General features: G+C 62.0%; 20 protein-coding genes. 9 read left to right on the top strand and 11 right to left on the bottom strand.

All coding sequences use genetic code 11. The features are described 5' to 3' along the window. The first annotated feature begins 57 nt into the window (after positions 1–57). A complete protein-coding gene (locus tag C2U47_RS14520) occupies positions 58–657 on the top strand; it encodes an FMN-dependent NADH-azoreductase (protein WP_010675516.1) in 600 nt (199 codons plus the stop codon). Positions 658–771: 114 nt separating this feature from the next. On the opposite strand, the gene C2U47_RS14515 is transcribed toward C2U47_RS14520, so the two are convergent. Then, positions 772–993, bottom strand: a complete 222-nt coding sequence (locus C2U47_RS14515) for a hypothetical protein (RefSeq protein WP_010675517.1) — start codon at positions 991–993, stop codon at positions 772–774. 179 nt (positions 994–1,172) lie between these two features. Between C2U47_RS14515 and C2U47_RS14510 the strand changes: the two genes are divergently transcribed. The 3 genes from C2U47_RS14510 (at position 1,173) to C2U47_RS22935 (ending at position 2,642) form a co-directional block, all read left to right on the top strand. Continuing rightward, complete coding sequence (locus C2U47_RS14510; protein ID WP_010675518.1) at positions 1,173–1,541, top strand: DUF2061 domain-containing protein; 369 nt, start codon at positions 1,173–1,175, stop codon at positions 1,539–1,541. 110 nt (positions 1,542–1,651) lie between these two features. Then, positions 1,652–2,245 carry an MliC family protein gene (locus tag C2U47_RS14505; RefSeq protein ID WP_010675519.1) on the top strand — a complete coding sequence of 198 codons (594 nt, stop codon included), beginning with the start codon at positions 1,652–1,654 and terminating at the stop codon, positions 2,243–2,245. A gap of 244 nt (positions 2,246–2,489) precedes the next feature. Then, positions 2,490–2,642 carry a hypothetical protein gene (locus C2U47_RS22935; RefSeq protein ID WP_157416885.1) on the top strand — a complete coding sequence of 51 codons (153 nt, stop codon included), beginning with the start codon at positions 2,490–2,492 and terminating at the stop codon, positions 2,640–2,642. A gap of 252 nt (positions 2,643–2,894) precedes the next feature. Here C2U47_RS22935 and C2U47_RS14500 read toward each other — a convergent pair whose 3' ends face one another. Beyond that, on the bottom strand, positions 2,895–3,875 hold the full coding sequence (locus C2U47_RS14500; RefSeq protein WP_026141915.1) for an IS5-like element IS5 family transposase: 981 nt from the start codon (positions 3,873–3,875) through the stop codon (positions 2,895–2,897). An 810-nt stretch (positions 3,876–4,685) separates the two neighbouring features. Here C2U47_RS14500 and C2U47_RS14490 point away from each other — a divergent pair. The 3 genes from C2U47_RS14490 to C2U47_RS14480 all read left to right on the top strand — a co-directional run bounded on the left by C2U47_RS14490 (position 4,686) and on the right by C2U47_RS14480 (position 7,244). Next, complete coding sequence (locus C2U47_RS14490; protein WP_010675520.1) at positions 4,686–5,117, top strand: MerR family transcriptional regulator; 432 nt, start codon at positions 4,686–4,688, stop codon at positions 5,115–5,117. 54 nt (positions 5,118–5,171) lie between these two features. Beyond that, positions 5,172–5,777, top strand: coding sequence for an NAD(P)H-dependent oxidoreductase (locus C2U47_RS14485; RefSeq protein ID WP_010675521.1), 606 nt, complete (start codon positions 5,172–5,174; stop codon positions 5,775–5,777). A gap of 129 nt (positions 5,778–5,906) precedes the next feature. Beyond that, positions 5,907–7,244 carry an IS4-like element ISAeme15 family transposase gene (locus tag C2U47_RS14480; RefSeq protein ID WP_103261422.1) on the top strand — a complete coding sequence of 446 codons (1,338 nt, stop codon included), beginning with the start codon at positions 5,907–5,909 and terminating at the stop codon, positions 7,242–7,244. 44 nt (positions 7,245–7,288) lie between these two features. Here C2U47_RS14480 and putP read toward each other — a convergent pair whose 3' ends face one another. The 8 genes from putP to C2U47_RS14440 form a co-directional block, all read right to left on the bottom strand. Then, positions 7,289–8,797: a sodium/proline symporter PutP gene (gene putP, locus C2U47_RS14475; protein ID WP_010675522.1), complete on the bottom strand. Its 1,509-nt coding sequence runs from the start codon at positions 8,795–8,797 to the stop codon at positions 7,289–7,291. Positions 8,798–9,071: 274 nt separating this feature from the next. Beyond that, the gene (locus tag C2U47_RS14470; protein ID WP_010675523.1) at positions 9,072–9,998 is read right to left on the bottom strand and encodes a L,D-transpeptidase family protein; all 927 of its coding nucleotides are present in this window, start codon (positions 9,996–9,998) and stop codon (positions 9,072–9,074) included. 185 nt (positions 9,999–10,183) lie between these two features. Continuing rightward, complete coding sequence (locus C2U47_RS14465; RefSeq protein ID WP_010675524.1) at positions 10,184–11,425, bottom strand: mechanosensitive ion channel family protein; 1,242 nt, start codon at positions 11,423–11,425, stop codon at positions 10,184–10,186. Positions 11,426–11,556: 131 nt separating this feature from the next. Next, the gene (locus C2U47_RS14460) at positions 11,557–12,756 is read right to left on the bottom strand and encodes an acetate kinase (RefSeq protein WP_010675525.1); all 1,200 of its coding nucleotides are present in this window, start codon (positions 12,754–12,756) and stop codon (positions 11,557–11,559) included. A 218-nt stretch (positions 12,757–12,974) separates the two neighbouring features. Continuing rightward, entirely contained in the window at positions 12,975–13,445 is a 471-nt protein-coding gene (locus tag C2U47_RS14455; RefSeq protein WP_010675526.1) for a YhcH/YjgK/YiaL family protein, read from the bottom strand. 310 nt (positions 13,446–13,755) lie between these two features. Next, positions 13,756–14,862, bottom strand: a complete 1,107-nt coding sequence (locus C2U47_RS14450) for a 1-acyl-sn-glycerol-3-phosphate acyltransferase (protein WP_010675527.1) — start codon at positions 14,860–14,862, stop codon at positions 13,756–13,758. A 174-nt stretch (positions 14,863–15,036) separates the two neighbouring features. Beyond that, the gene (locus C2U47_RS14445; RefSeq protein WP_010675528.1) at positions 15,037–15,591 is read right to left on the bottom strand and encodes a GNAT family N-acetyltransferase; all 555 of its coding nucleotides are present in this window, start codon (positions 15,589–15,591) and stop codon (positions 15,037–15,039) included. Positions 15,592–15,628: 37 nt separating this feature from the next. Next, positions 15,629–16,183 (bottom strand): GNAT family N-acetyltransferase, encoded by a 555-nt coding sequence (locus tag C2U47_RS14440; protein WP_010675529.1) that lies wholly within the window; start codon positions 16,181–16,183, stop codon positions 15,629–15,631. Positions 16,184–16,534: 351 nt separating this feature from the next. On the opposite strand from C2U47_RS14440, the gene C2U47_RS14435 reads away from it, so the two are divergent. Next, positions 16,535–18,307 carry a M4 family metallopeptidase gene (locus C2U47_RS14435; RefSeq protein ID WP_010675530.1) on the top strand — a complete coding sequence of 591 codons (1,773 nt, stop codon included), beginning with the start codon at positions 16,535–16,537 and terminating at the stop codon, positions 18,305–18,307. A 57-nt stretch (positions 18,308–18,364) separates the two neighbouring features. On the opposite strand, the gene C2U47_RS14430 is transcribed toward C2U47_RS14435, so the two are convergent. Then, positions 18,365–19,264, bottom strand: coding sequence for a LysR family transcriptional regulator (locus C2U47_RS14430; RefSeq protein WP_029314793.1), 900 nt, complete (start codon positions 19,262–19,264; stop codon positions 18,365–18,367). 202 nt (positions 19,265–19,466) lie between these two features. Between C2U47_RS14430 and mdtH the strand changes: the two genes are divergently transcribed. Next, on the top strand, positions 19,467–20,660 hold the full coding sequence (gene mdtH, locus C2U47_RS14425; protein ID WP_029314794.1) for a multidrug efflux MFS transporter MdtH: 1,194 nt from the start codon (positions 19,467–19,469) through the stop codon (positions 20,658–20,660). Positions 20,661–20,735 lie beyond the last annotated feature (75 nt).

Genomic DNA, 20,735 nt, shown 5'->3' with positions numbered 1-20,735 from the left:
AAAAAATGACTGGTAAGCTCCCTTCATTCTTCACACGTTTCAGATGGAGTTCTCCTCATGAGCCAGATCCTGCTGCTGCAATCCAGCCTCAACGGCCCCGCATCCCGCACCAACCAGTTGATGGAGCGCTTCCTGCAAACACGCCGGGAGCAGGGCCATCAGGACCAGGTGGTGGTGCGTGATCTGACCGCCCTCGACTTGCCCGTCCTCGACAGCCCGTTGTTTCACGCCCTGCGCGGGGCTGAACCGGCCAATGAGGCCATCCGGCAGGCGGTGGCGCAGTCGGATCGGCTGATTGCCGAACTCAAGGCCGCCGACCTGCTGCTGATCGGCGCCCCCATGTACAACCTCAATGTACCGACACCCCTCAAGAACTGGTTCGATCTGGTGGCACGGGCCGGGGTGACTTTCCGTTACACCGACACCTACCCCATGGGGCTGGTGGAGGGGGTCAACGCCCTGGTGTTCAGCAGCCGCGGCGGCGTGCATCAGGGACAGGCGACGGATGCGGTCACCCCCTACCTCCAATCCGTGCTCGGCCTGATGGGCATCGCGGAGGTGGAATTCGTCTACGCAGAGGGGATGGATCTGCGCCCCCACGGGGCGGAGCAGGGAATGCGCGAGGCCCATGCTCGGATCGCTGGCCTCGGCAGGTAGGGCCATCACCCGATCTTGCCCCTTCCAACCGGCCACCTGCTGCGCGGGACATTCCAAGTAAAAAAGCCCCGCAAGGGGCTTTTCTATGACTGCGGCAGTGGCGGCTGAGGGGGACTAGGCTTGTCTGGCATCGGGGCCTGCGGGCATGTCCCGCCAGAGCGCCAGAATGAGCAGCGCCAGCAGGGCAAAGGGCGGCACCAGGCAGAGCAGCACGCACAGGAAGGTGACAAGCCCCGGGTGGCGGCTCTTGCGCCGGGCCAGTCGCCATGCCACCACGCCGACGACGATCATCAGCAGCAGCATGAAGAGAACAAACAGGTTGGAGTTGATGGTCATGAAAGCTCCTTTTTCATGGCAAAAGGCACACTCTAGCGCCGTTGCGGTCCCGGGCAACTCCCTATCTGGTGGTGCCTTCCTGGTCGATAGGCATTTTCTATTTCGCCAATAGATGAGAATGGTTTTCATTTAATGGAATTCTGGGTGATACTGCCTTTATCGCCAGAGGAGACACCACCATGAAAAAGACCATCAGCTTCGCCATCCTGCACTTTTGTGTCGCCTTCACCGTGGCTTACCTGCTGACCGGCGAACTGCTCACCGCCAGCCTGATCGCCCTCATCGAGCCCGCCGTGAACACGGTCGCCTTCTACTTCCACGACCTTGGCTGGCACAAGCTCAAGCCTGAACACAGCCTGCAGGCCAAGACCAGCAGCTTCGCCCTGGTCCACTTCTCGGTGGCCTTCGGTGTCGCCTACCTGCTGAGTGGCGAGCTGCTCACCGGCGGCGTGATGGCACTGATCGAACCTGCCATCAACACCGTCGTCTTCTTCTTCCACGAGCGGCTGTGGCGCAGCCGCCAGACCTTGGCGCTGGCCGGCGTCTGATTGCCATGCAGGGCCGCCCGCCACCCAAAAACACGGGGTGCTCCTGCCTCCTTCGGGTGTAAAGTGTGCTCTGGTCACGGGGCATCATGCCCCCTGTTGGAGCCCTGTCGATGAACAAGATCTTGCTTGGAACCCTGCTGTTTTCCCCTCTGCTGGCCGCGGCGGCCACCCCGTCCTTCGAATGCGCCAAGGCGAAAGGCGCCGCCGAAACCCTCATTTGCAAGGATGCCGGACTGGCTGCGCTGGATAACGAGCTGTCAGCCCTTTATCCCAAGGCGATTGCCGGGTTCTCCCCCGAGCAGCAGAAGAGCGAGCGCGCCATCCAGCGCGGCTGGATCAAGGGGCGCAACGACTGCTGGAAGGCGGGCGACTTGCGCCAGTGCGTGGAAGAGAGCTACCAGTTGCGGATCACCGAGTTGCAGATAAAAGGCGGCCAACTGAAGGTGCCGACACCGGTCGATTACCAGTGCGGCAAGAGCGTCACCCTCTCCACCTACTTCTACAACGAGGCCAAGCGGCCCGCCGCCATGATCAACCTGAGCGAGGGTAACAACCAGCAACAGGTGCTCGCCTATGAGACCCCCAGCGCCAGCGGCGCCCGGTACGAGGGGCAAAACCTCACCCTCTGGACCAAGGGGAGCGACGCCATGCTGGAGCGCTACGGTCAGCCCACCCTCAACTGCAACGAGATCCCGGGCAACTGATCCCCGCCCGGCCAGAGGCCGGGCAAGCACTTCCGTACAGGCAGCAAGAGGGTCACCAGCTGGTGGCCACTCGCCCCCTTTTACCTATTCCCAGCCCTCTCTCGCCAATCCAGCCCGGACGCCAGGCTTTCGGACTGGCCTCCATTTGTTGATCTTGCCCGGCAATTCGCCATTTCCTCCTTTCCCTTCGCTCGCGGGCCGTTAATATAGCCAATTGGCAACACACGCCTCGTCGGAGTCTCCTATGAGCCATGCCAACCACGCCCTTTTGGTCAATCGCAGCAAGCTGGAAGCTGACATTCAGGGCGGTAGCCATCCCGGCGCTTGTTATGGCTTACATCACACTGATTTTCTTTACAGTCGTCATGATTGTTCAAAAGAGAAGGTCAGAAAATAGTGTTAGCTTCAGAGGTAGGCAGGTAACTCATTGATTTAAAATGTTGATTATAAAGCCCTAAACCAAAGTGAAGCGGAGTTAGATAGAAGGTGGTATTAATGTGTTAGGGAAGGTGCGAATAAACGGGGAAATTCTTCTCGGCTGACTCAGTCATTTCATTTTTTCAGTTTGAGCCGATCTTTTCTCCCGTAAATGCCTTGAATCAGCCTATTTAGACCGTTTCTTCGCCATTTAAGGCGTTATTCCCAGTTTTTAGTGAGATCTCTCCCACTGACGTATCATTTGGTCCGCCCGAAACAGGTTGGCCAGCGTGAATAACATCGCCAGTTGGTTATCGTTTTTCAGCAACCCCTTGTATCTGGCTTTCACGAAGCCGAACTGTCGCTTGATGATGCGAAATGGGTGCTCCACCTTGGCCCGGATGCTGGCTTTCATGTATTCGATGTTGATGGCCGTTTTGTTCTTGCGTGGATGCTGTTTCAAGGTTCTTACCTTGCCGGGGCGCTCGGCGATCAGCCAGTCCACATCCACCTCGGCCAGCTCCTCGCGCTGTGGCGCCCCTTGGTAGCCGGCATCGGCTGAGACAAATTGCTCCTCTCCATGCAGCAGATTACCCAGCTGATTGAGGTCATGCTCGTTGGCCGCGGTGGTGACTAGGCTGTGGGTCAGGCCACTCTTGGCATCGACACCAATGTGGGCCTTCATGCCAAAGTGCCACTGATTGCCTTTCTTGGTCTGATGCATCTGCGGATCGCGTTGCTGCTCTTTGTTCTTGGTCGAGCTGGGTGCCTCAATGATGGTGGCATCGACCAAGGTGCCTTGAGTCATCATGACGCCTGCTTCGGCCAGCCAGCGATTGATGGTCTTGAACAATTGGCGGGCCAGTTGATGCTGCTCCAGCAGGTGGCGGAAGTTCATGATGGTGGTGCGGTCCGGCAAGGCGCTATCCAGGGATAACCGGGCAAACAGACGCATGGAGGCGATTTCGTACAGAGCATCTTCCATCGCGCCATCGCTCAGGTTGTACCAATGCTGCATGCAGTGAATGCGTAGCATGGTTTCCAGCGGATAAGGTCGCCGGCCATTACCAGCCTTGGGGTAAAACGGCTCGATGACTTCCACCATGTTTTGCCATGGCAGAATCTGCTCCATGCGGGACAAGAAAATCTCTTTTCTGGTCTGACGGCGCTTACTGCTGAATTCACTGTCGGCGAAGGTAAGTTGATGACTCATGATGAACCCTGTTCCATGGCTCCAGATGACAAACATGACCTCATATCAGGGACTTGTTCGCACCTTCCCTATACATTTTCCGCAGAGCGCAGCGTTAAGTACATAAAATGACGAAGCGTCTCTCAGCCCGTAAGTTCAAATAGTGAAGCGTATTCGAATAATCGTAAATCCTCCCGTATAAGCAAGGATCGGGAAATCTCCTTGGTGAGCCCTTTTCGGCCACCTAGTGGCCCTGTCTGGCTCGCCAGAGTCACTATAAATGGAATTTATGGGTTTTCCGTGGATGACCACATTTTCTCTTATAGTGGCGCTCACCAATCCACCAGCGCCTGTTGCGGCCCCATCACGGGTCAGCTCGGCCATATCCCGCCCCTACGACACACCTCACTGCACCGCAGACAGGCAGGGTATTGTTTCCCCCTGAAAGCCGCCGAGCCGAGTTCAACGGGTCAGGAGCGCCGTCATGGACGACGGCGCAGCCGCAGGCGGCGCAGGGATGTGCCGTGTGCGGCGATCCGTCCGACCCGATGAAGGAGGCGAGGGAATCCGCGAAGCGGACGGCTTGCCGGGGGAAAAGACCTTTGGTCTTATGTTCAATAAAAAGCGGGTCTTTCCAAAGTCACTCGCCCAGGCCCGAAGGGCGGGCGAAACCCCGTCGAGGGCAACGCCCTCGCATTCGATGGGGAAAGCCGCATACGGAGCGCTGCTACGAAAATCGCCGCGCCGACTGCCTCTTCTCCCTGGGGATGCATTCTCCCCTGCCACTGGCCTATAGTGGGCTCCTTTCACACCACCTTTGCGAGCAGCACCATGTATATCGGCGAATTTGCCCGGCTGGCGGGCACCACCCCAAAGGCGGTCCGCCTCTACGAGCAGCTCGGGCTGCTGCCCGAGCCCAGGCGGCGCGGCAAGTATCGCGTCTACCGGGCCGAGGATCTGGAGTGGGTCGGCTTTATCCGCGAGGCCCAGCGGCTTGGCTGCAAGCTCGGGGAGCTGGTTCCCCTGCTCGCGGGCGTCACCAGCCTCGATCACTTCCCCTGGCAGAGGGTAGAGCAGCTTATCGCGGACAAGCTGGCGCAGATCGAGGCGGAGGTCGCCCGGCTGCAACGCCAGCATCAGGGCTTGAGCCAGTGCGCCACGCTGCTGGCGCAGCACCCCTGCCGCTATGGCGCCCCGGCGCGGCAATCCCCCGACGGGCGGGATCATCCCGCCGCCGCGGATCGGGGTCAAAAGGTGGCTTGACTCTGTCCCATGGGACAAGGGGTGTAATGGGGGCTCACTTCAAGGAGCCATACCATGACCCCCAACCTGCTTGTTCTCAACGGCAACCCCAAACCCGACAGCCTCTGCCACGCCCTCGCCCGAGAGTATGCCCGCAGTGCCGAGCAAGGGGGCGCGCGCGTCACCCTGCATCACGTGGGGGAGCTCGCCTTCGCGCCGGATCTTCACCATGGCTATGACGAGGTGCAGCCCCTCGAGCCCGATCTGCAGGCGGTGCAACAGAGCCTGGTGCAGGCCCACCATCTGGTGATCGTCGCCCCCGTCTGGTGGGGCCACCTGCCAGCCCGGCTCAAGGGGCTGCTGGATCGCACCCTGCTGCCGGGTTTCGCCTTTCGCTACCAGCCGGGGAAGGCGCACCCGGAGCAGTTGCTCGCCGGCAAGACGGCGCGCCTGCTGCTCACCATGGACAGCCCCCCCTGGTATTACCGCTGGTGGCAGGGAGCCCCCCTGGAGCGCACCCTGGACAAGCCGGTGCTGGGGCTGTGCGGCATCCGGCTGACCCACCGCCAGCATCTGGGGCCCGTCCACACCTCGGATGAGGGGGCCCGCCAGCACTGGCTCCGCCAGGCCGGGGCCGCCGCCCGCCAGGATGTGCGGCGGCTGGGCAGGCGCCCCGCCTAATCCCTGCCATGGGCATGTTTTACCCATTAAAAAGCCCCGCAGTTGCGCAATGCTGATCAGTTAAGGATCCATTGACCGATCCTTCTGCTGTAGGACAATCCGGAACCAATCACTGGTTCCGGATTTTTTATGTCTATTGCAAACGATCTGAACGATGTTGTTGAGGCATCTGGCGACATGCTGGCTCGGCTGGCCATTTTTGCCGACCATATTCCCGACGAATGGATTACTGCCGCTGCCGCCTTGTCTGAAAAGGCCACTATCCGCCGACGCCGCTTACCTTCTGATATGGTCTTGTGGCTCGTCGTGGGGATGGCCTTTTTCCGCAATGAGCCCATCTCCGAGGTCGCTCGGCGCCTCAACATCTGTGCAGAAGGGTTGGCCAATGATGCCTTGCTCGCGGACAGTGCCCTGTCTCAGGCCCGTCAGCGACTCGGCAAACAGCCGCTCGAGTGGCTGTTCAAACAGTGCGCCGATGTGTGGGGGCGGGAACGTTATCCTGAAGACCATTGGCACGGTTTACAGGTCTTTGCCATCGATGGGGCCCTGTTCCGAACCCAGGATATGCCTGAACTCAGAGCACATTTCGGCTCGGGTAACACCTCAACCAACCGGCAGACACCCTACCCGATGCTGCGGTTGGTCACGCTCATGAATGTCCGCTCGCATGTCATTGCCAACGCGGCCATCAGCCCGTACCGCAAAGGGGAAATCCCCCTGGCCAGCGAGTTCATTCACTCATTGCCGGACAAGTCAGTGACCCTGCTGGATAAAGGCTTCTTCGGTGCCGACCTGTTGCTGCGTATTCAGGCCGAAGACACCGACCGTCACTGGCTCATCCCGGAACGCAAGGGGCTGGTATACACGGAACTTGAGCGCTATGGCGACGGTGACCGTCTGTTGCAAATGACGGTCTCGCCTCAGGCTCGCAAGAAAAACCCGGCGTTGCCGACACACTGGCAAGTTCGCGCAGTGACCTATGAGGTGGCAGGCAAGGAGAAAACGGTCTTTACCTCCCTGCCCGTGGCGCGATTCAGTGCAGCTCAGGTGGCGACCCTGTACCACGAGCGCTGGGAAATCGAGCTGGGATACCGGGATATCAAAAGCGCGATGCAGCACAACGCCATCACGCTGAGAAGCAAGAAAGTGGACTTGGTCTATCAGGAGCTGTGGGGATTGCTGCTTGGATACAATCTGGTCAGGCGGGAGGCCAGCCAGGCCGCCATAGCCCATCAGCGAGCGCCCAATGAGGTGAGCTTTAAGTTTGCCTGTCAGTTCATCGCGAACCAGATGGCAGTGATGGCGGGCGCGTTATCGCCAGCCCATACGCCACGGAGGTTGGCGGAGTTGCGGGGCTGCATAGGCGTCATGTTCATAGAAAAACGCCCCAGGCCATCGAGACCCAGGGCGGTGAAGATATCAAAGACCCGTTTTCCGGTAAATCGCAATGCGGCTCCGCTTAAGTGAACAGCATTGCCGCAGTTGCGGGGCTTTTGTCGTCGAGGCGGGGGTTATTTTGCCGCAATGGCGTCGGCCATGGGGCTCTGGAACTCCTGCTCGGCTTCTGCGAAGCGATCCTGCATGGCCTTGGAGGGAGCCTTGTCCAACAAGCTGAACAGCACGATAGCCAGGGTGGCAAACAGGAAGCCCGGGATGATTTCGTACAGACCCAGCCAGCCGAACTGCTTCCAGATGATGACGGTCAGGGCACCGGTCAGCATGCCCGCCAGGGCGCCGTTGCGGGTCATGCGGGACCAGAGCACGGAGAGCAGCACCACGGGACCGAAGGCGGCACCGAAGCCGGCCCAGGCGTAGCTCACCAGCCCCAGCACCCGGTTTTCCGGGTTGGTGGCGACGGCGATGGCCACTAGGGCGATCAGCAGCACCATGGCGCGGCCGACCCACACCAGCTCTTTCTGGGAGGCGTTCTTGCGCAGGAAGGGCTTGTAGAGATCCTCGGTGATGGCGCTGGAGCAGACCAGCAGCTGGCAACTGAGGGTACTCATCACCGCCGCCAGGATGGCGGAGAGCAGCACGCCGGCAATCCAGGGGTTGAACAGGATCTTGGAGAGCTCGATGAAGACGCGCTCCGGGTTGGTGGTCACGCCGCCCGCCTGCTCGGTGAAGGTGGAGAAGTAGGCCAGGCCGAAGAAACCGATGGCCACGGCGCCGCCCAGGCAGAGCACCATCCAGGTCATGCTGATGCGACGGGCGCTAGCCATGGAGTGGTGGGAGTCCGCCGCCATGAAGCGCGCCAGGATGTGGGGCTGACCGAAGTAGCCCAGGCCCCAGGCCATCAGGGAGATGATGGCGATGAAGTCCAGGTTCTTGAACATGTCGAGGTTGCTGGCGTTCTGCGCCGCCACCTGCACCATGGCGGTGTCGATGCCGCCCACGGCGATGATGACGAACACCGGGGTCAGGATGAGGGCGAAGATCATCAGGGTGGCCTGCACGGTGTCGGTCCAGCTCACCGCGAGGAAGCCGCCGAAGAAGGTGTAGGTGATGGTGGCTGCGGCGCCGACCCAGAGGGCGGTGTCATAGCTCATGCCGAAGGTGCTCTCGAACAGGCGGGCACCGGCCACCACGCCGGAGGCGCAGTAGATGGTGAAGAACAGCAGGATCACCAGAGCGGAGAGGATGCGCAGCACCCGGCTCTTGTCTTCGAAGCGGTAGGTGAAGTAGTCCGGCAGGGTCAGGGCGTTGCGGTTCTTCTCGGTGTGAACCCGCAGCCGACCGGCCACCCAGCGCCAGTTGAAGTAGGCGCCGATGACGAGGCCGATGGCGATCCAGCTCTCGGAGATGCCGCCGATGAAGACGGCGCCGGGCAGGCCCATAAGGAGCCAGCCACTCATGTCGGAGGCGCCGGCGGAGAGGGCGGTCACCCAGCTCCCCATGCGGCGGCCGCCGAGAATGTAGTCGTCAAAGTTCTGGGTGGCGCGATAGGCGATAAAGCCGATCAATACCATCCCGAGGATGTACACCAGAAAGGTGATGAGCATGGGGGTGCTAGCTGTCATTCAAAACTCCGTTATGTGACGTCTGTGCCCGTTCTTGCGACGGACTCTTCCTTAAAAAAACCGGCCTAGAGTAATCAGCAGATCGCCGGACCACAACCACTTTTAACAAATAAAAAACACATGTAAAACGTTTAACACCTAACCAAGCAACCACTCAATTGCAATAAGGCCGGATTTTATCCCGATCTGCCAAGGGTTTACCCTGATGATCCCCTCCCCCGCGCCATAAAAAAGCCCCGACAGTGGCCGGGGCTCGGAATACCGACGGGCGGGATCAGCGGTTGATGGCGATGGGCATGCCGCTGCGCTGCTCCAGGGCCTGCTTGACCAGCTGGGAGTCGCTGTCCGCGTGGGCGATGAAGCGGGTCACGGCGGTGGACATGGGCAGCGGGGCCGGCAGGCTGGAGTTGAACTCCTCCTGGTTGCGGGAGAGGGGCTGGTGCACTTCCAGGTAGCGGCGGCCATCCGGCTCGACAGAGGCCTTGATGGGCTGGTTCACGAACTGGACGCGGGTACCGACCGGGACCTGCTTGAACAGGTACTCGATGTCGTCGTTGCGCAGACGCACGCAGCCGTGGCTCACCCGCAGGCCGATGCCGAACTGGGCGTTGGTGCCGTGGATGGCGTACATCTTGCCGATGTAGAGCGCGAACAGCCCCATGGGGTTGTCCGGACCGGCCGGCCAGACCGCAGGCAGGGTCTCGCCACGGGCGGCGTACTCGGCGTGCATCTTCGCGGTCGGGGTCCAGGTCGGGCCCGCCTTCTTGCGCTGCACGCTGGTCACCCAGTCTTCCGGGGTGTCGGTGCCGAGCTGGCCGATGCCAATCGGTAGCACTTCCACCACCTTCTTGCCTTTGGGGTAGTAGTAGAGGCGCATCTCGGCGACGTTCAGCACGATGCCTTCACGGGGGGCATCCGGCAGGATCAGCTGGTGCGGCACCACCAGCTTCTCCCCCGCCTGCAGCAGCAGGGGGTCCGCCTTGGGGTTGGCTTCCAGCATGTTGGTCAAGCCGAGCTGGAATCTGGCCGCTGCCGCTTCCAGGGGTTGGCCCGCCTCTTCCGGGGACACCACGTAGTCCAGGTTCTCCCCCACCAGGCGGCTGTTGGCTGCGGGCAGGGCATATTCGATGGCGAGGGCGGGCATGGCGGCCAGGATCAGGGAGCAGCACAGTGCGGCCGCCGTGTTGTGGAGGAGCTTCATAACTTTCCTGTGATAAAGGGGGTGGTTCAGCACTCTGGCCAGCGCGGAGGCGACGGGCGCGCCCGGGGCGAAGAGAAGGCCGCCATTTTTCTCCTCTGCCATGCAAATTTCAACCGCCACGTGCTGACGGGTCGGTGATTAAATACGGTGCCGCGCTGCGCCACGGCACCTTGTCATAAGCGGGATCAGCCGTTTTTCCAACTGTGCATATCATAACCGGTTGGCGACTGATGCAAACGCAGATGGAATTGCTCAATTATCGCAAATATGTGGTCGAAAATATCAGCCTGTATCCCTTCATACTCGGCCCAGGCGGTGGTCGCCGTGAAGCAGTAGATCTCCAGCGGCAGGCCGTCCGTGGTCGGTGCCAACTGGCGCACCATCAGGGTCATGTCCTTGCGAATGCCCGCATGAGCCCGCAGGTAGGCGTCCAGATAGGCGCGCAGGGTGCCGAGGTTGGTGAGGTGGCGACCATTGATGGGGCAGCTGATGGCATCGCTGAGCTGCTGGTTGTAGCTGCTGAGCTCCTGCTCCTTGCGGCTGAGGTAGGGCGCCAGCAACCTGGCCTGCTTGAGCTGCAACTGCTCCTGCGAGGTGAGGAAGCGCACGCTGGTCATGTCGATGTTGACGCTGCGCTTGATGCGGCGCCCGCCGGATTCGGTCATCCCCTGCCAGTTCTTGAAGGAGTCGGAGATGAGGGCATAGGTAGGGATGGTGGTGATGGTCTTGTCCCAGTTCGACACCTTGACCGTGGTGAGGCCGATGTCGGTCACCTCGCCGTCCGCCCCGTACTTGTCCATCTGCAGCCAGTCACCGACGCTCAGCATGCGGTTGGCGGAGAGCTGGATGCCCGCCACCAGGCCGAGGATGGGGTCCTTGAACACCAGCATCAGGACTGCGGTCATGGCCCCCAGGCCGCTGAACAGGAAGAGGGGCGACTTGCCGAGCAGCAGGGCGATCATCAGGATGCCCACCAGGATGCTGGCCACCAGTTTCACCCCCTGGAAGATGCCGCGCAGGGGCAGATCCCGCCCAAGCCGGGTATGACGGCTCAGGGAGAGCAGGCAGTCGAGCAGGGCGAACAGGGCCAGCAGCAGGAACAGCAGGATCCAGAGCTGGGCCAGCAACTCGATAAGCGCCAGGCTCTCGGACGCTTTGGGCAGCCAGATTTCCGCCTGACCGAGCAGCACGGCCCCCTGGAACACGAAGGCGAGCCGGTAGAAGAGGCGCTGCTGCAACTGGGGCGGCAGCCACATCTGCTTGGTCTTGCCAAGCAGCCCCACCAGGCGCACCAGCAGGATGCGGTGCAGCACCAGGTGCAGCACCATGGCGGTCAGCACGATGAACCCCAGGGCAATCACCAGGGCCATCATGGGGGTCACATCGACCCCCAGGCCTGACAACCAGTTGAAAAACATCTCTTTCATCGTTACCTCCGCAATATCACACAGCGGTCAGGGTACGCATCTGGTCCCCCATGTCAAATGACAGGCCGATCACTATTGCCGAAACGACAACGCCCGGCAGGGGCCGGGCGTTGTCGTCACCAGAGGGTGCCTTAGCCGACCAGGCTCAGGGCATCACGGGCGATCACCAGCTCTTCGTTGGTGGGCATCACCAGGGCCAGACGGCTGCCTTCGACGGTGATGGGGCCTTCACCGCCCAGCACGGCGGCGTTGTTCGCCTCCTTGTCGATCTTGAAGCCGAGCAGGGCCAGTCGGGCCAGCACCATCTCGCGCACCATGGCGGCGTTCTCGCCGATGCCGCCGGTGAACACCAGGGCGTCAAGGCGACCATCCATGGCGGCAGCATAGGCACCGACGTACTTGGCAACGCGATAGGTGAAGACGTCCAGTGCACGCTTTGCACCGGCGTCGGTGGCGTAGTTGCCGGTGACGTAGCGGCAGTCGCTGCTCTCCTCGGTCATGCCCAGCAGGCCGGATTCGCGGGTCAGCACCTGGTTGATCTTGTCCACGCTGTAACCCAGGTTGTCGTGCATGAAGAAGACGATGGCAGGGTCGATGTCACCGGAGCGAGTGCCCATCGCCAGCCCTTCCAGCGGGGTCAGCCCCATGGAGGTGTCGACGGACTCGCCGTTCTTGATGGCGCAGACGGAGGCACCGTTGCCCAGGTGGCAGTTGATGATGTTGAGCTCATGGAGCGGTTTGCCCAGCGCCTTGGCGGTCTCTTCGGCGATGAAGCGGTGGGAGGTGCCGTGGGCGCCGTAACGACGGATGCCGTTCTCGCGATAGAGCTTGTAGGGCAGCGCGTAGAGGTAGGCTTCCTCAGGCAGGGTCTGGTGGAAGGCGGTGTCGAACACGGCCACGTTCTTGTCGGCCAGGGCCGGGAACACCTTGAGGGCGGCACGGATGCCGATGAGGTGCGCCGGGTTGTGCAGGGGGGCAAACGGAATGGCGGCCTCGATGCCGGCAATCACGCCGTCATCGATGCGCACGGAGCGGGAGAACTGCTCGCCGCCGTGCACGATGCGATGGCCGATGGCGACCAGCTGATCGGCCAGGGCGGGATCCTGGGGCAGGATGTGGCCCACGATGTGGTCGAGGGCTTCCTGGTGCGCGGCACCGGCGCCCAGCATGGCGTCGCCCTTGACCCCGTGGAGTTTCCATTTGATACGTGCGTCATCCAGATTGAAGCATTCGGCCAGGCCGGACAGCATGTCCTCGCCCGTTTCAGCGTCCATTACGGCAAATTTCAGGGAAGAGCTACCGCAGTTAAGGATCAATACCAACTTGCTCATGTTCTACATCTTCCTGTGCTTCGGCTTTACGCCGACAGTGTCGTGTCATCCAGCGATGGATGGGATTCCCCTGCCGGGGGCTTATGGTCGCAGGAGGGTGCGTCCAATTTTTCAAATCGTTGGGCTCAGACCGTTCGTCTGGCGCGCGCGTCGAATCAGCGATTCGCAACGGGCCTCTGTTGGCCCAATCACTCGGGACTCCAGGCCCCGAATGCCACTCAGGCGCCGGTCAGCAGCGACTGGTGAACCTTGACGACCAGCTTCTTGACCGGACCTGGGGTCGTCAGGGTACAGAGGGGGCGATGCAGTTCTCCCGGCCAGAAGATGGCGAAGTCGCCGGGCTGCAACGCCAGATAACTGGTCTGCTCGTCATCGACGAACCAGAGATCGGGGTGAGGATGATCGGCACCGTCCCGGCTGTAGGCGTGAGGGCCCACGCCTATCCACTCCTCGCCGCGCAGCAGCAGCTGGATGTCCAGATACTGCTCATGAAACTCGCCCCGGCGATCCGCCACCGGCTCTGTCAGATCCTCGCTCACCAGGCAGAACAGCGTGAGGCCGTCGACCTCCTGCTTGCCGAGGGGGGCGTGCAGCCAGCGTTCGACGCTTTGCACCACCTCGGCCACGATACGGTTCAGGGGGGCGGGCAAGGGGGTGCGTTGCAAGGTATCCAGACTGCCGGTGATCATGAGGTTCGCATCCTTAGATATATCTGTGGTCTATCTTTGTGCACCAATGAAAAAGGACCATTGAAGGTCCTTTTATCGTCTCGTCTGCCATCCGTGCAGACGGGGGCGCTGTCGCTTCCAAGCCGATGGCGCCGAGTCACTGTTGCATACTCGTCCGCCCCTGCCAAGAGATACTCGCCCATTCACCCGATGATCGTACCAGTTGAAACAATATTATTCACTACCCAATCTCCCCCGACTTTGACCAGACGCAAAAACGGGAGCATCTGCTCCCGTTTTTTTTCCATCACCCGCTCAAAAGCGGTGCCATTCAAACCTTTCCGGCGTTTTCCACCGGCTTGGCGTACATGGCGCGCCAGATGGCCTTGTGCTCTTGTGGCACCTCGGACTGGCGAGTCAGGAAGGCGCTCTGCTCTATGGTGCTGGCCTTGCCGGGCACATCCGCCGCGAGGTAGTTGCCCGGGAAGAGGCGATAGCTGCTCCAGATCGCCTTGTCGATGAGCGCCGCCAGCTCGTCCGGATCGCTGAAGCCCTCGGTGATGGGGGCGCCGAAGGAGACGTGTACCCGCCCCTTCTGGCCGACGATGCCCGCGACGATACTCTCGATGTCCTCGAATTCGCCCTTCTCGTAGCTGCCGTTGACCGACTTCTCGTAGAGCTCGCGCGCCTTGGCCTTGTCGGTGGGATCCAGCTCGTAGCTGATGCTCACCGGCACGATGTTGAGGCTGCGCATGTAGTCGACGAACTCGATCTTCTGCTTCTTGCCGTCCACGTAGAACATCTTGAGGATGGCCGGATCCGTCTTGTCGTCCCCGTCCTTGGCGCGCCCCTCCTTCTGGGCGATCCAGATGGAGTGCCCCTCGTGCACCGACTGGCCGATGTAGGCCGACAGCTCGCCGAGGGCCTTCATCATCTCCCGCGGTCCCTTGGCGGAGCGCTTGACGATGAAGCTTTTGTTGAGCTTCATCAGCTCGGTAGCGCAGGGCTTGCGCAGCAGATTGTCGCCGATGGCGATGCGCACGGTATCGAATCCGTGGGTGTGCAGCCCCCAGTTGACGAACGCCGGATCCATGGCGATGTCCCTGTGGTTGGAGACGAACAGGTAGCCCTGCTCCTTCTTGAGGTGTTCGAGCCCGGAGAAGCTCACCCCCTGGGTGGAGGTGGCGATCATCCGGGTCATGTAGCGGGTCACCCCCATCTGTACCTGATGGATGGTGCTGACCTTGGCCCATTTGTGGCGCAGGAACTGGCGGATCAGCGGGCGAATGGCCCAGCCCAGCCAGCTCATCAGGGAACCGAAGCGGTATTTGGCGATGGCGCCGATAAACTCGTCATCCTGGATCAGCCGCTCGATGGCAGCCGGTACTTCTTCATCGCGATAGGGGCGAATGTCCGCGAATCTATCTACTTCTGTCACAATGTCTGCCTTGCATGTATGGAGTCGCGGCCTGCGTCTGCCGGCCGGGAAAATTCAGGGCGCAATTTTACACGCTTTTATCCCCAGGGGTATGAGAGGCGTACAGATAGTGCGATCTTGCAGTGAAAAAGCGATGGCGGTCACCCGCCAGCCCCCCTTTCGACAACGGCTTTGCTAGCCAACGGGATTGATGAGCGCGGTGAGGACGTGATCCTCCCAGCGGCCGTTGATCATCAGATAGTCCCGAGCGTATCCCTCCTGCTCGAACCCCAGCCGTTCGAGGAGCGCGCCGCTTCGCAGGTTCGCGGGCATGTAGCTGGCCATGATGCGATGCAGGCCCCGCTCCCGGAACAGGTGATCGATGCCGGCGGCCACCACCTCCTGCATCAGGCCCTGCCCCTCGTGCTCCTTGTCAATCGCATAGCCCAGGTGGCACGCCTTGAACATGCCCATCACAATGTTCGTGAAATTGCAGGTGGCGAGCACCCGCTCACCCCTGGGATCGAGCGCCACCAGTTGCACGGCACTGCCCTCGAAATAGTGGCCGTAACCGTCGCGCAAGCGGGTCTGCCAGTGGGCGAGGGTGTAGAAGCTCTCCTCCCGCCTGGGCTCCCAGGGGGACAGGTGGGCGCGATTGCGCAGATAGAAATCCACCATCAGGCAGGCCCGCTCCGGGGTCAGCACGGTCAGCCGGGTGCGAGGGGTGGCAATGTGGGGCAGCGTCGTCATCTCGCCCTCAGGAGGTTGGAAGCGGACAGAAGGGTCATCAGAGATCCCTCAGCCTCAGCCACTCGTCCCGCAGCAGGCCGTAGTGCACATGATCCACCACCCTGTCCGCCAGCCGCTCCGCCCGCCGGGTGATCCCCTCCTGGGTCATTCCCAGCCGCTCGCACACGGCCCGGCTCGCCTCGTTCTCGAGGGCGGCGCTGATCTCTACCTTCTCCATCCCCATCTCCTCGAAGGCGTGATGGATCAGGGCCTGGCAGGCCCGGGTGATGATGCCGTGCCCCTGCCAGCGCTCCGCCAGCCAGTAGCCGATGGTCACCTTGCCGAGATCCTGATCGATCTGGTTGTAACCGATGACGCCGACCACCTCCCCCTGATACTCGATGGCCGTGGTCAGCCCCTCCCCTCGGGCAAACTTCTCGATGGCGTGGCGAATGAAGGTGGCGCTGTCGGCGGGCTGCTGAATGTGGGGCACCCAGGGCAGCCACTGGGAGAGGTAGTCGCGATTGCGCTGGCAGAGGCGAAACAGCTCGCTGGCCATGTCGGGTTGCAGGAACAGGAGCGCCAGCTCGTCATCCAGTTGCCATGAAAACATCGCCACTCCTCCCCGGTTCCGCTCCGGCCATCTGCCGTCATGGGATCCAATGTAGTCAATCAACCCCTTGTTTGCCAAGGACTTTTCAACCGGCTTCCCCGCTGGCAACCCCCATATGGCGATCCCCATGCGGGCACCTTGATCCCAAGGTCATCAATCACCCCTCGCAGCGGTTCAACATGCTGCCATTACCAGTATTTGTGGATGATTGGCGCTGTAAAAGTGAATCGTGCTATCTGTTTTCGCTGCCCTGTGACAAATGACAGGCCGTTATTTTACCCCTTCCCACTAGTGTAAGAGCGCCGGGCAACGGACCCGGCGTGTAATCTTCATCGACTAAGGAAAGACGAGATGAACAAAGTCTATTTGGCCGTCATGCTGGCCTGCTGGGGAAGCGCCGCCATGGCGGCAGAACAGGTGGAAGTGAACCAGGTCTCCGACCTGACCGCTGCGGTGAGCGGCGCCGCCAAGATTGGCGCCCTTGGCGCCGGGGATGGCGAGTTTCGCAAGGTGCGGGCGGTGACGCTGCCCAATGGCCAGCAGCGGATACGCTATGAGCAGACCTGGCAGGGGATTCCGGTGTGGGGCCAGGTTCTGGTGGCCGATCAGGCGCTGGGGGGCCAGGTCAATCAGGTGTCCGGCACCATGCTGCGCAAGATCGATGCCGACCTGACGGGCCCGGCCGTAGCCCTCTCCGCCAGCGACGCCGCACGCCAGGCTCGCAGCGGTGCCAAGGGGAGCAACGAACAGGTCAAGCTGTTCGTGATGCAGGATGAGACCGGCCAGGCCAGACTGGTCTATCTGGTCTCCTGGCTCGCCGCCAGCAAGGAACCGAGCCGCCCCTTCGTGATGATCGACGCCCAGACCGGCAGCGAGCTCAAACGCTGGGAGGGGATCAACCACAAGGACGCCACCGGCCCGGGGGGCAACGTCAAGACCGGCAAGTATTTCTACGGCGCCGACTTTGGCCCCCTCCAGGTGGATGACAACTGCCGCATGACGGGGACCAACGTGGACACCCTCAACATGAATCACGGCACCACGGGGGGCACCATCCACCAGTTCACCTGCCCGGAGAACACGGTCAAGGAGATCAACGGTGCCTACTCTCCTCTCAACGATGCCCACTACTTCGGCAACGTGGTGTTCGACATGTACCGCAACTGGTACAACACGGCGCCGCTGAGCTTCAAGCTCAAGATGCGGGTGCACTACAGCCGCAACTACGAGAACGCCTTCTGGGACGGCAGCCAGATGACCTTCGGCGACGGGGCCACCACCTTCTATCCGCTGGTAAGCCTGGATGTGGCAGCCCACGAGGTGAGCCATGGCTTCACCGAGCAGAACTCAGGACTGGTCTACTCCGGTCAGTCCGGCGGCATCAACGAGGCCTTCTCCGACATGGCGGGGGAAGCGGCCGAATACTACATGAAGGGCAGCAACGACTGGCTGGTGGGGGCCCAGATCTTCAAGGGCAACGGCTCCTTGCGCTACTTCGAGGACCCGGCCCGGGACGGCAAGTCCATCGGCCACGCCAGCGATTACTATGACGGCATCGACGTGCACCACAGCTCCGGGGTCTACAACCGCGCCTTCTACCTGCTGGCCAACACCAGCGGCTGGCAAACCCGCAAGGCGTTCGAGGTGTTCGTGCTGGCCAACCGCCTCTACTGGGGCCCCAACACCACCTTCGATCAGGGGGCGTGCGGGGTGACCAGGGCCGCCACGGATCTCGGTTACAGCGTGAGCGACGTGGCAGCCGCCTTCACCGCCGTCGGGGTCAATGCCACCTGTGGCGGCACCACGCCCCAACCGGGCAGCGTGCTGCAAAACGGGGTACCGGTGAGCAATCTCACCGCCGCCAAGGGGGGCAAGCTGAACTTCACCGTCGAGGTGCCCGCCGGCAGAAGCCAGCTGGTGGTGACCAGCAGCGGCGGTAGCGGGGATGCGGATCTCTACGTGAAGTTCGGCAGCGCGCCGACCGCCAGCAGCTATGACTGCCGCCCCTACAAGAGCGGCAATGCCGAAACCTGTACCCTGAACGCCCCCAAGGCGGGGACCTGGCACGTGCAGCTGAGCGGGTTCAGCGCCTTCTCCGGCGTCACCCTCAAGGCCAGCTACTGAGTCTGAGCGGGCATCAAGGGGAATAAGCGAAGAGCGCCGGCCTGGTCCGGCGCTTTTTTATGTCCGCTTGCCCGACCAGCGCCGGGCAAGAGTACGGGCCGCCTCCAGCACCCGCTCCTTGGCGGGATTGGGGCGCTTGCCGCTGCGCCAGGCCATCATCACGTCCCAGTGATCCGGTGGCAGATCCACCACGTCCAGCTTCACCAGGCGACCGAACTCCAGATCCCGGGTGATGGCGAGCGCCGGCATCAGGGTGATGAAGCCGTGCTCCAGCGCCAGCTCCCGCGCCGCACTTGCTGGCTGGATGGCGTGCAGCGGGCTCGCCACCTGACGCAGCAAACGCAACTGCAGGATCAGCTCGTCGCAGCCCGTCCCCCACTGCTGGGGGGCCAGCCGCTCGTTGGCAATGTCCTGCAGGGTCAGCCCCTGCCGACCGGCCAGCGGGTGGGTGGCGCAGGCCACGGCGATGATCGGGGAACGGTAAAGCAGTTCGAGCTGGATGCCCGCGATGGCAGGGCACTTGAGAATGAAGCCCACGTCGGTCTCGCCGGTCAGCAACTCCTGCATGATGATGCCAGAGTGATCCGTGTTGCAGCGGATCTCGAAGGTCTCGTCCACCAGGGCCAGCAGCAGGGGGCCGAACACCGCCGTGGTCAGGGAGGGGAGGCAGGAGAGCCGGATCCGCGGCAATGCAGGCGCCCCCTGCATCGCCAGCCGCCCCCCTTCCAGTGCGCTCAGGGCCGCAGTCGCGGCAGGCAGAAACTGCTCGCAGGCCGGGGTCGGGGTGGCCCCCCGACGATGGCGACGGAACAGAGACTGGCCCAGCTCCTGCTCCAGCACGGCAATGCGCTGGCTCACCATGGGTTGTGACCAGCCGCGAATGGCGGCCACCTTGCTGAAGCTGCCACGGTTGGCCACATCCAGCAGCAGTTGCAAATCGTCGAGGGTCATAGCCATAACCAAATCCAATATGAAATATAGCCAGTTGTCGGCTACCACTATATCTGGCGCCCCACCAGAATAGCAGCATCAATCGTCATGAACCGGCTGAACGCCACCGAGCCAGGGAGTTGTCATCCCCCTTGGCTCTGTTTGGTGACGGCGCCGTTCGGGCAAGAAAGACAACAATATCAGCGAAGCAAACAGAGGTATCAGGGTCATGGTGGATCGGGCGAGGCGGTTGGGACGGTGGTTCTTGGCATTGGATTCCCTGCTGGTGATCCTGGGCTTTTTCGTGGTGATGCCCATGATCAGCCTGCGCTTCGTCGACCAACTGGGCTGGGCCGCCGGTGTGGTCGGACTGGCACTGGGGCTGCGTCAGCTTACCCAGCAAGGGCTGGGGGTCTTTGGCGGCTCCCTCGCCGACAAGTTCGGGGCGCGCCCCCTCATCGTCTGCGGCATGCTGCTGCGGGCGCTGGGGTTTGCCAGCCTGGCCTATGCCCAGAGCGGATTGGAACTGATCCTCTCCTGCATCATCTCGGGGCTGGGTGGCTGCCTGTTCGATCCCCCCCGCGCCGCCCTGGTGATCAAGTTCACCCGGCCACGGGAGCGGGGTCGCTACATCTCCCTGCTGATGATGCTGGAGAGCGCCGGCGCCGTGGTGGGCGCCCTGCTCGGCAGCTGGCTGCTCAACTTCGATTTTGAATATGTCTGCCTGCTGGGTGCCGGCCTGTTCGTCTGCGCCGCCCTGTGCAACCTGCTGATCCTGCCACCCTACAAGCTTTCGGTGCGTCCGACGCCGATCCGGGATGGCCTCGGCCAGGTGCTGGCGGACAAGGCCTTCTGCCGACTGGTGCTGATCTTAAGCGGCTACTACGCGCTCTGGGTGCAGGTCATGCTGATCTTCCCCATCCTGGTCAAACAGATGGCAGGCAGCACCACGGCGGTGGGCTGGATGTACACCCTGGAGACGGCCATCTCCCTGGCCCTGCTCTACCCCCTTGCCCGGTTCGGCGAGCGCCACTTCAAGCTGGAGAACCGCCTGATGGCGGGGGTGCTGCTGATGACCACGGGGATCGGGCTGGTGGCCTTTGCCACCACCTTGCCCGCCGTCTTCCTGCTGCTCGCCTGCTTCTATCTCGGCATCGTCATCGCCGAGCCGGCGCGGGAAACCCTGATGACCAAGCTGGCACAACCGGGGGCGCGGGGCAGCTACATGGGCTTCAGCCGACTGGGACTGGCGCTCGGGGGCATGACGGGTTACGTGGGGGGCGGCGCCCTGCACGACTACGCCATGGCCCAGGGGCAACCCTGGTTGCCCTGGCTGGTGCTCGGCACCGTCGGTGTCACCACCTTGCTGCTGCTGGCCAACTGCTTCCAGCGCGGCTCCCGCCTGGCAGGAGTCAACGCCTGATCCTCTGGCAATCATCCCGTCTACCCCGGGCGCCCTTCTCTTGAAGGGCGCCCTTTTTTCACCTTCATCTTGCAT

It is taken from the genome of Aeromonas sp. ASNIH7 (genome assembly GCF_002903485.1).
Taxonomy (GTDB): Bacteria; Pseudomonadota; Gammaproteobacteria; order Enterobacterales; family Aeromonadaceae; genus Aeromonas; species Aeromonas caviae.
Note: the sequence above shows the minus strand (reverse complement) of the source record. Positions and strands in the feature narration are given on the sequence as shown.

Bases quoted from the DNA above. Each gene is read 5' to 3' on its own strand.
- C2U47_RS14520 (WP_010675516.1), top strand. From the start codon at position 58: ATGAGCCAGATCCTGCTGCTGCAATCCAGCCTCAACGGCCCCGCATCC.
- C2U47_RS14515 (WP_010675517.1), bottom strand. From the start codon at position 993: ATGACCATCAACTCCAACCTGTTTGTTCTCTTCATGCTGCTGCTGATG.
- C2U47_RS14510 (WP_010675518.1), top strand. From the start codon at position 1,173: ATGAAAAAGACCATCAGCTTCGCCATCCTGCACTTTTGTGTCGCCTTC.
- C2U47_RS14505 (WP_010675519.1), top strand. From the start codon at position 1,652: ATGAACAAGATCTTGCTTGGAACCCTGCTGTTTTCCCCTCTGCTGGCC.
- C2U47_RS22935 (WP_157416885.1), top strand. From the start codon at position 2,490: ATGAGCCATGCCAACCACGCCCTTTTGGTCAATCGCAGCAAGCTGGAA.
- C2U47_RS14500 (WP_026141915.1), bottom strand. From the start codon at position 3,875: ATGAGTCATCAACTTACCTTCGCCGACAGTGAATTCAGCAGTAAGCGC.
- C2U47_RS14490 (WP_010675520.1), top strand. From the start codon at position 4,686: ATGTATATCGGCGAATTTGCCCGGCTGGCGGGCACCACCCCAAAGGCG.
- C2U47_RS14485 (WP_010675521.1), top strand. From the start codon at position 5,172: ATGACCCCCAACCTGCTTGTTCTCAACGGCAACCCCAAACCCGACAGC.
- C2U47_RS14480 (WP_103261422.1), top strand. From the start codon at position 5,907: ATGTCTATTGCAAACGATCTGAACGATGTTGTTGAGGCATCTGGCGAC.
- putP (WP_010675522.1), bottom strand. From the start codon at position 8,797: ATGACAGCTAGCACCCCCATGCTCATCACCTTTCTGGTGTACATCCTC.
- C2U47_RS14470 (WP_010675523.1), bottom strand. From the start codon at position 9,998: ATGAAGCTCCTCCACAACACGGCGGCCGCACTGTGCTGCTCCCTGATC.
- C2U47_RS14465 (WP_010675524.1), bottom strand. From the start codon at position 11,425: ATGAAAGAGATGTTTTTCAACTGGTTGTCAGGCCTGGGGGTCGATGTG.
- C2U47_RS14460 (WP_010675525.1), bottom strand. From the start codon at position 12,756: ATGAGCAAGTTGGTATTGATCCTTAACTGCGGTAGCTCTTCCCTGAAA.
- C2U47_RS14455 (WP_010675526.1), bottom strand. From the start codon at position 13,445: ATGATCACCGGCAGTCTGGATACCTTGCAACGCACCCCCTTGCCCGCC.
- C2U47_RS14445 (WP_010675528.1), bottom strand. From the start codon at position 15,591: ATGACGACGCTGCCCCACATTGCCACCCCTCGCACCCGGCTGACCGTG.
- C2U47_RS14440 (WP_010675529.1), bottom strand. From the start codon at position 16,183: ATGTTTTCATGGCAACTGGATGACGAGCTGGCGCTCCTGTTCCTGCAA.
- C2U47_RS14435 (WP_010675530.1), top strand. From the start codon at position 16,535: ATGAACAAAGTCTATTTGGCCGTCATGCTGGCCTGCTGGGGAAGCGCC.
- C2U47_RS14430 (WP_029314793.1), bottom strand. From the start codon at position 19,264: ATGGCTATGACCCTCGACGATTTGCAACTGCTGCTGGATGTGGCCAAC.
- mdtH (WP_029314794.1), top strand. From the start codon at position 19,467: ATGGTGGATCGGGCGAGGCGGTTGGGACGGTGGTTCTTGGCATTGGAT.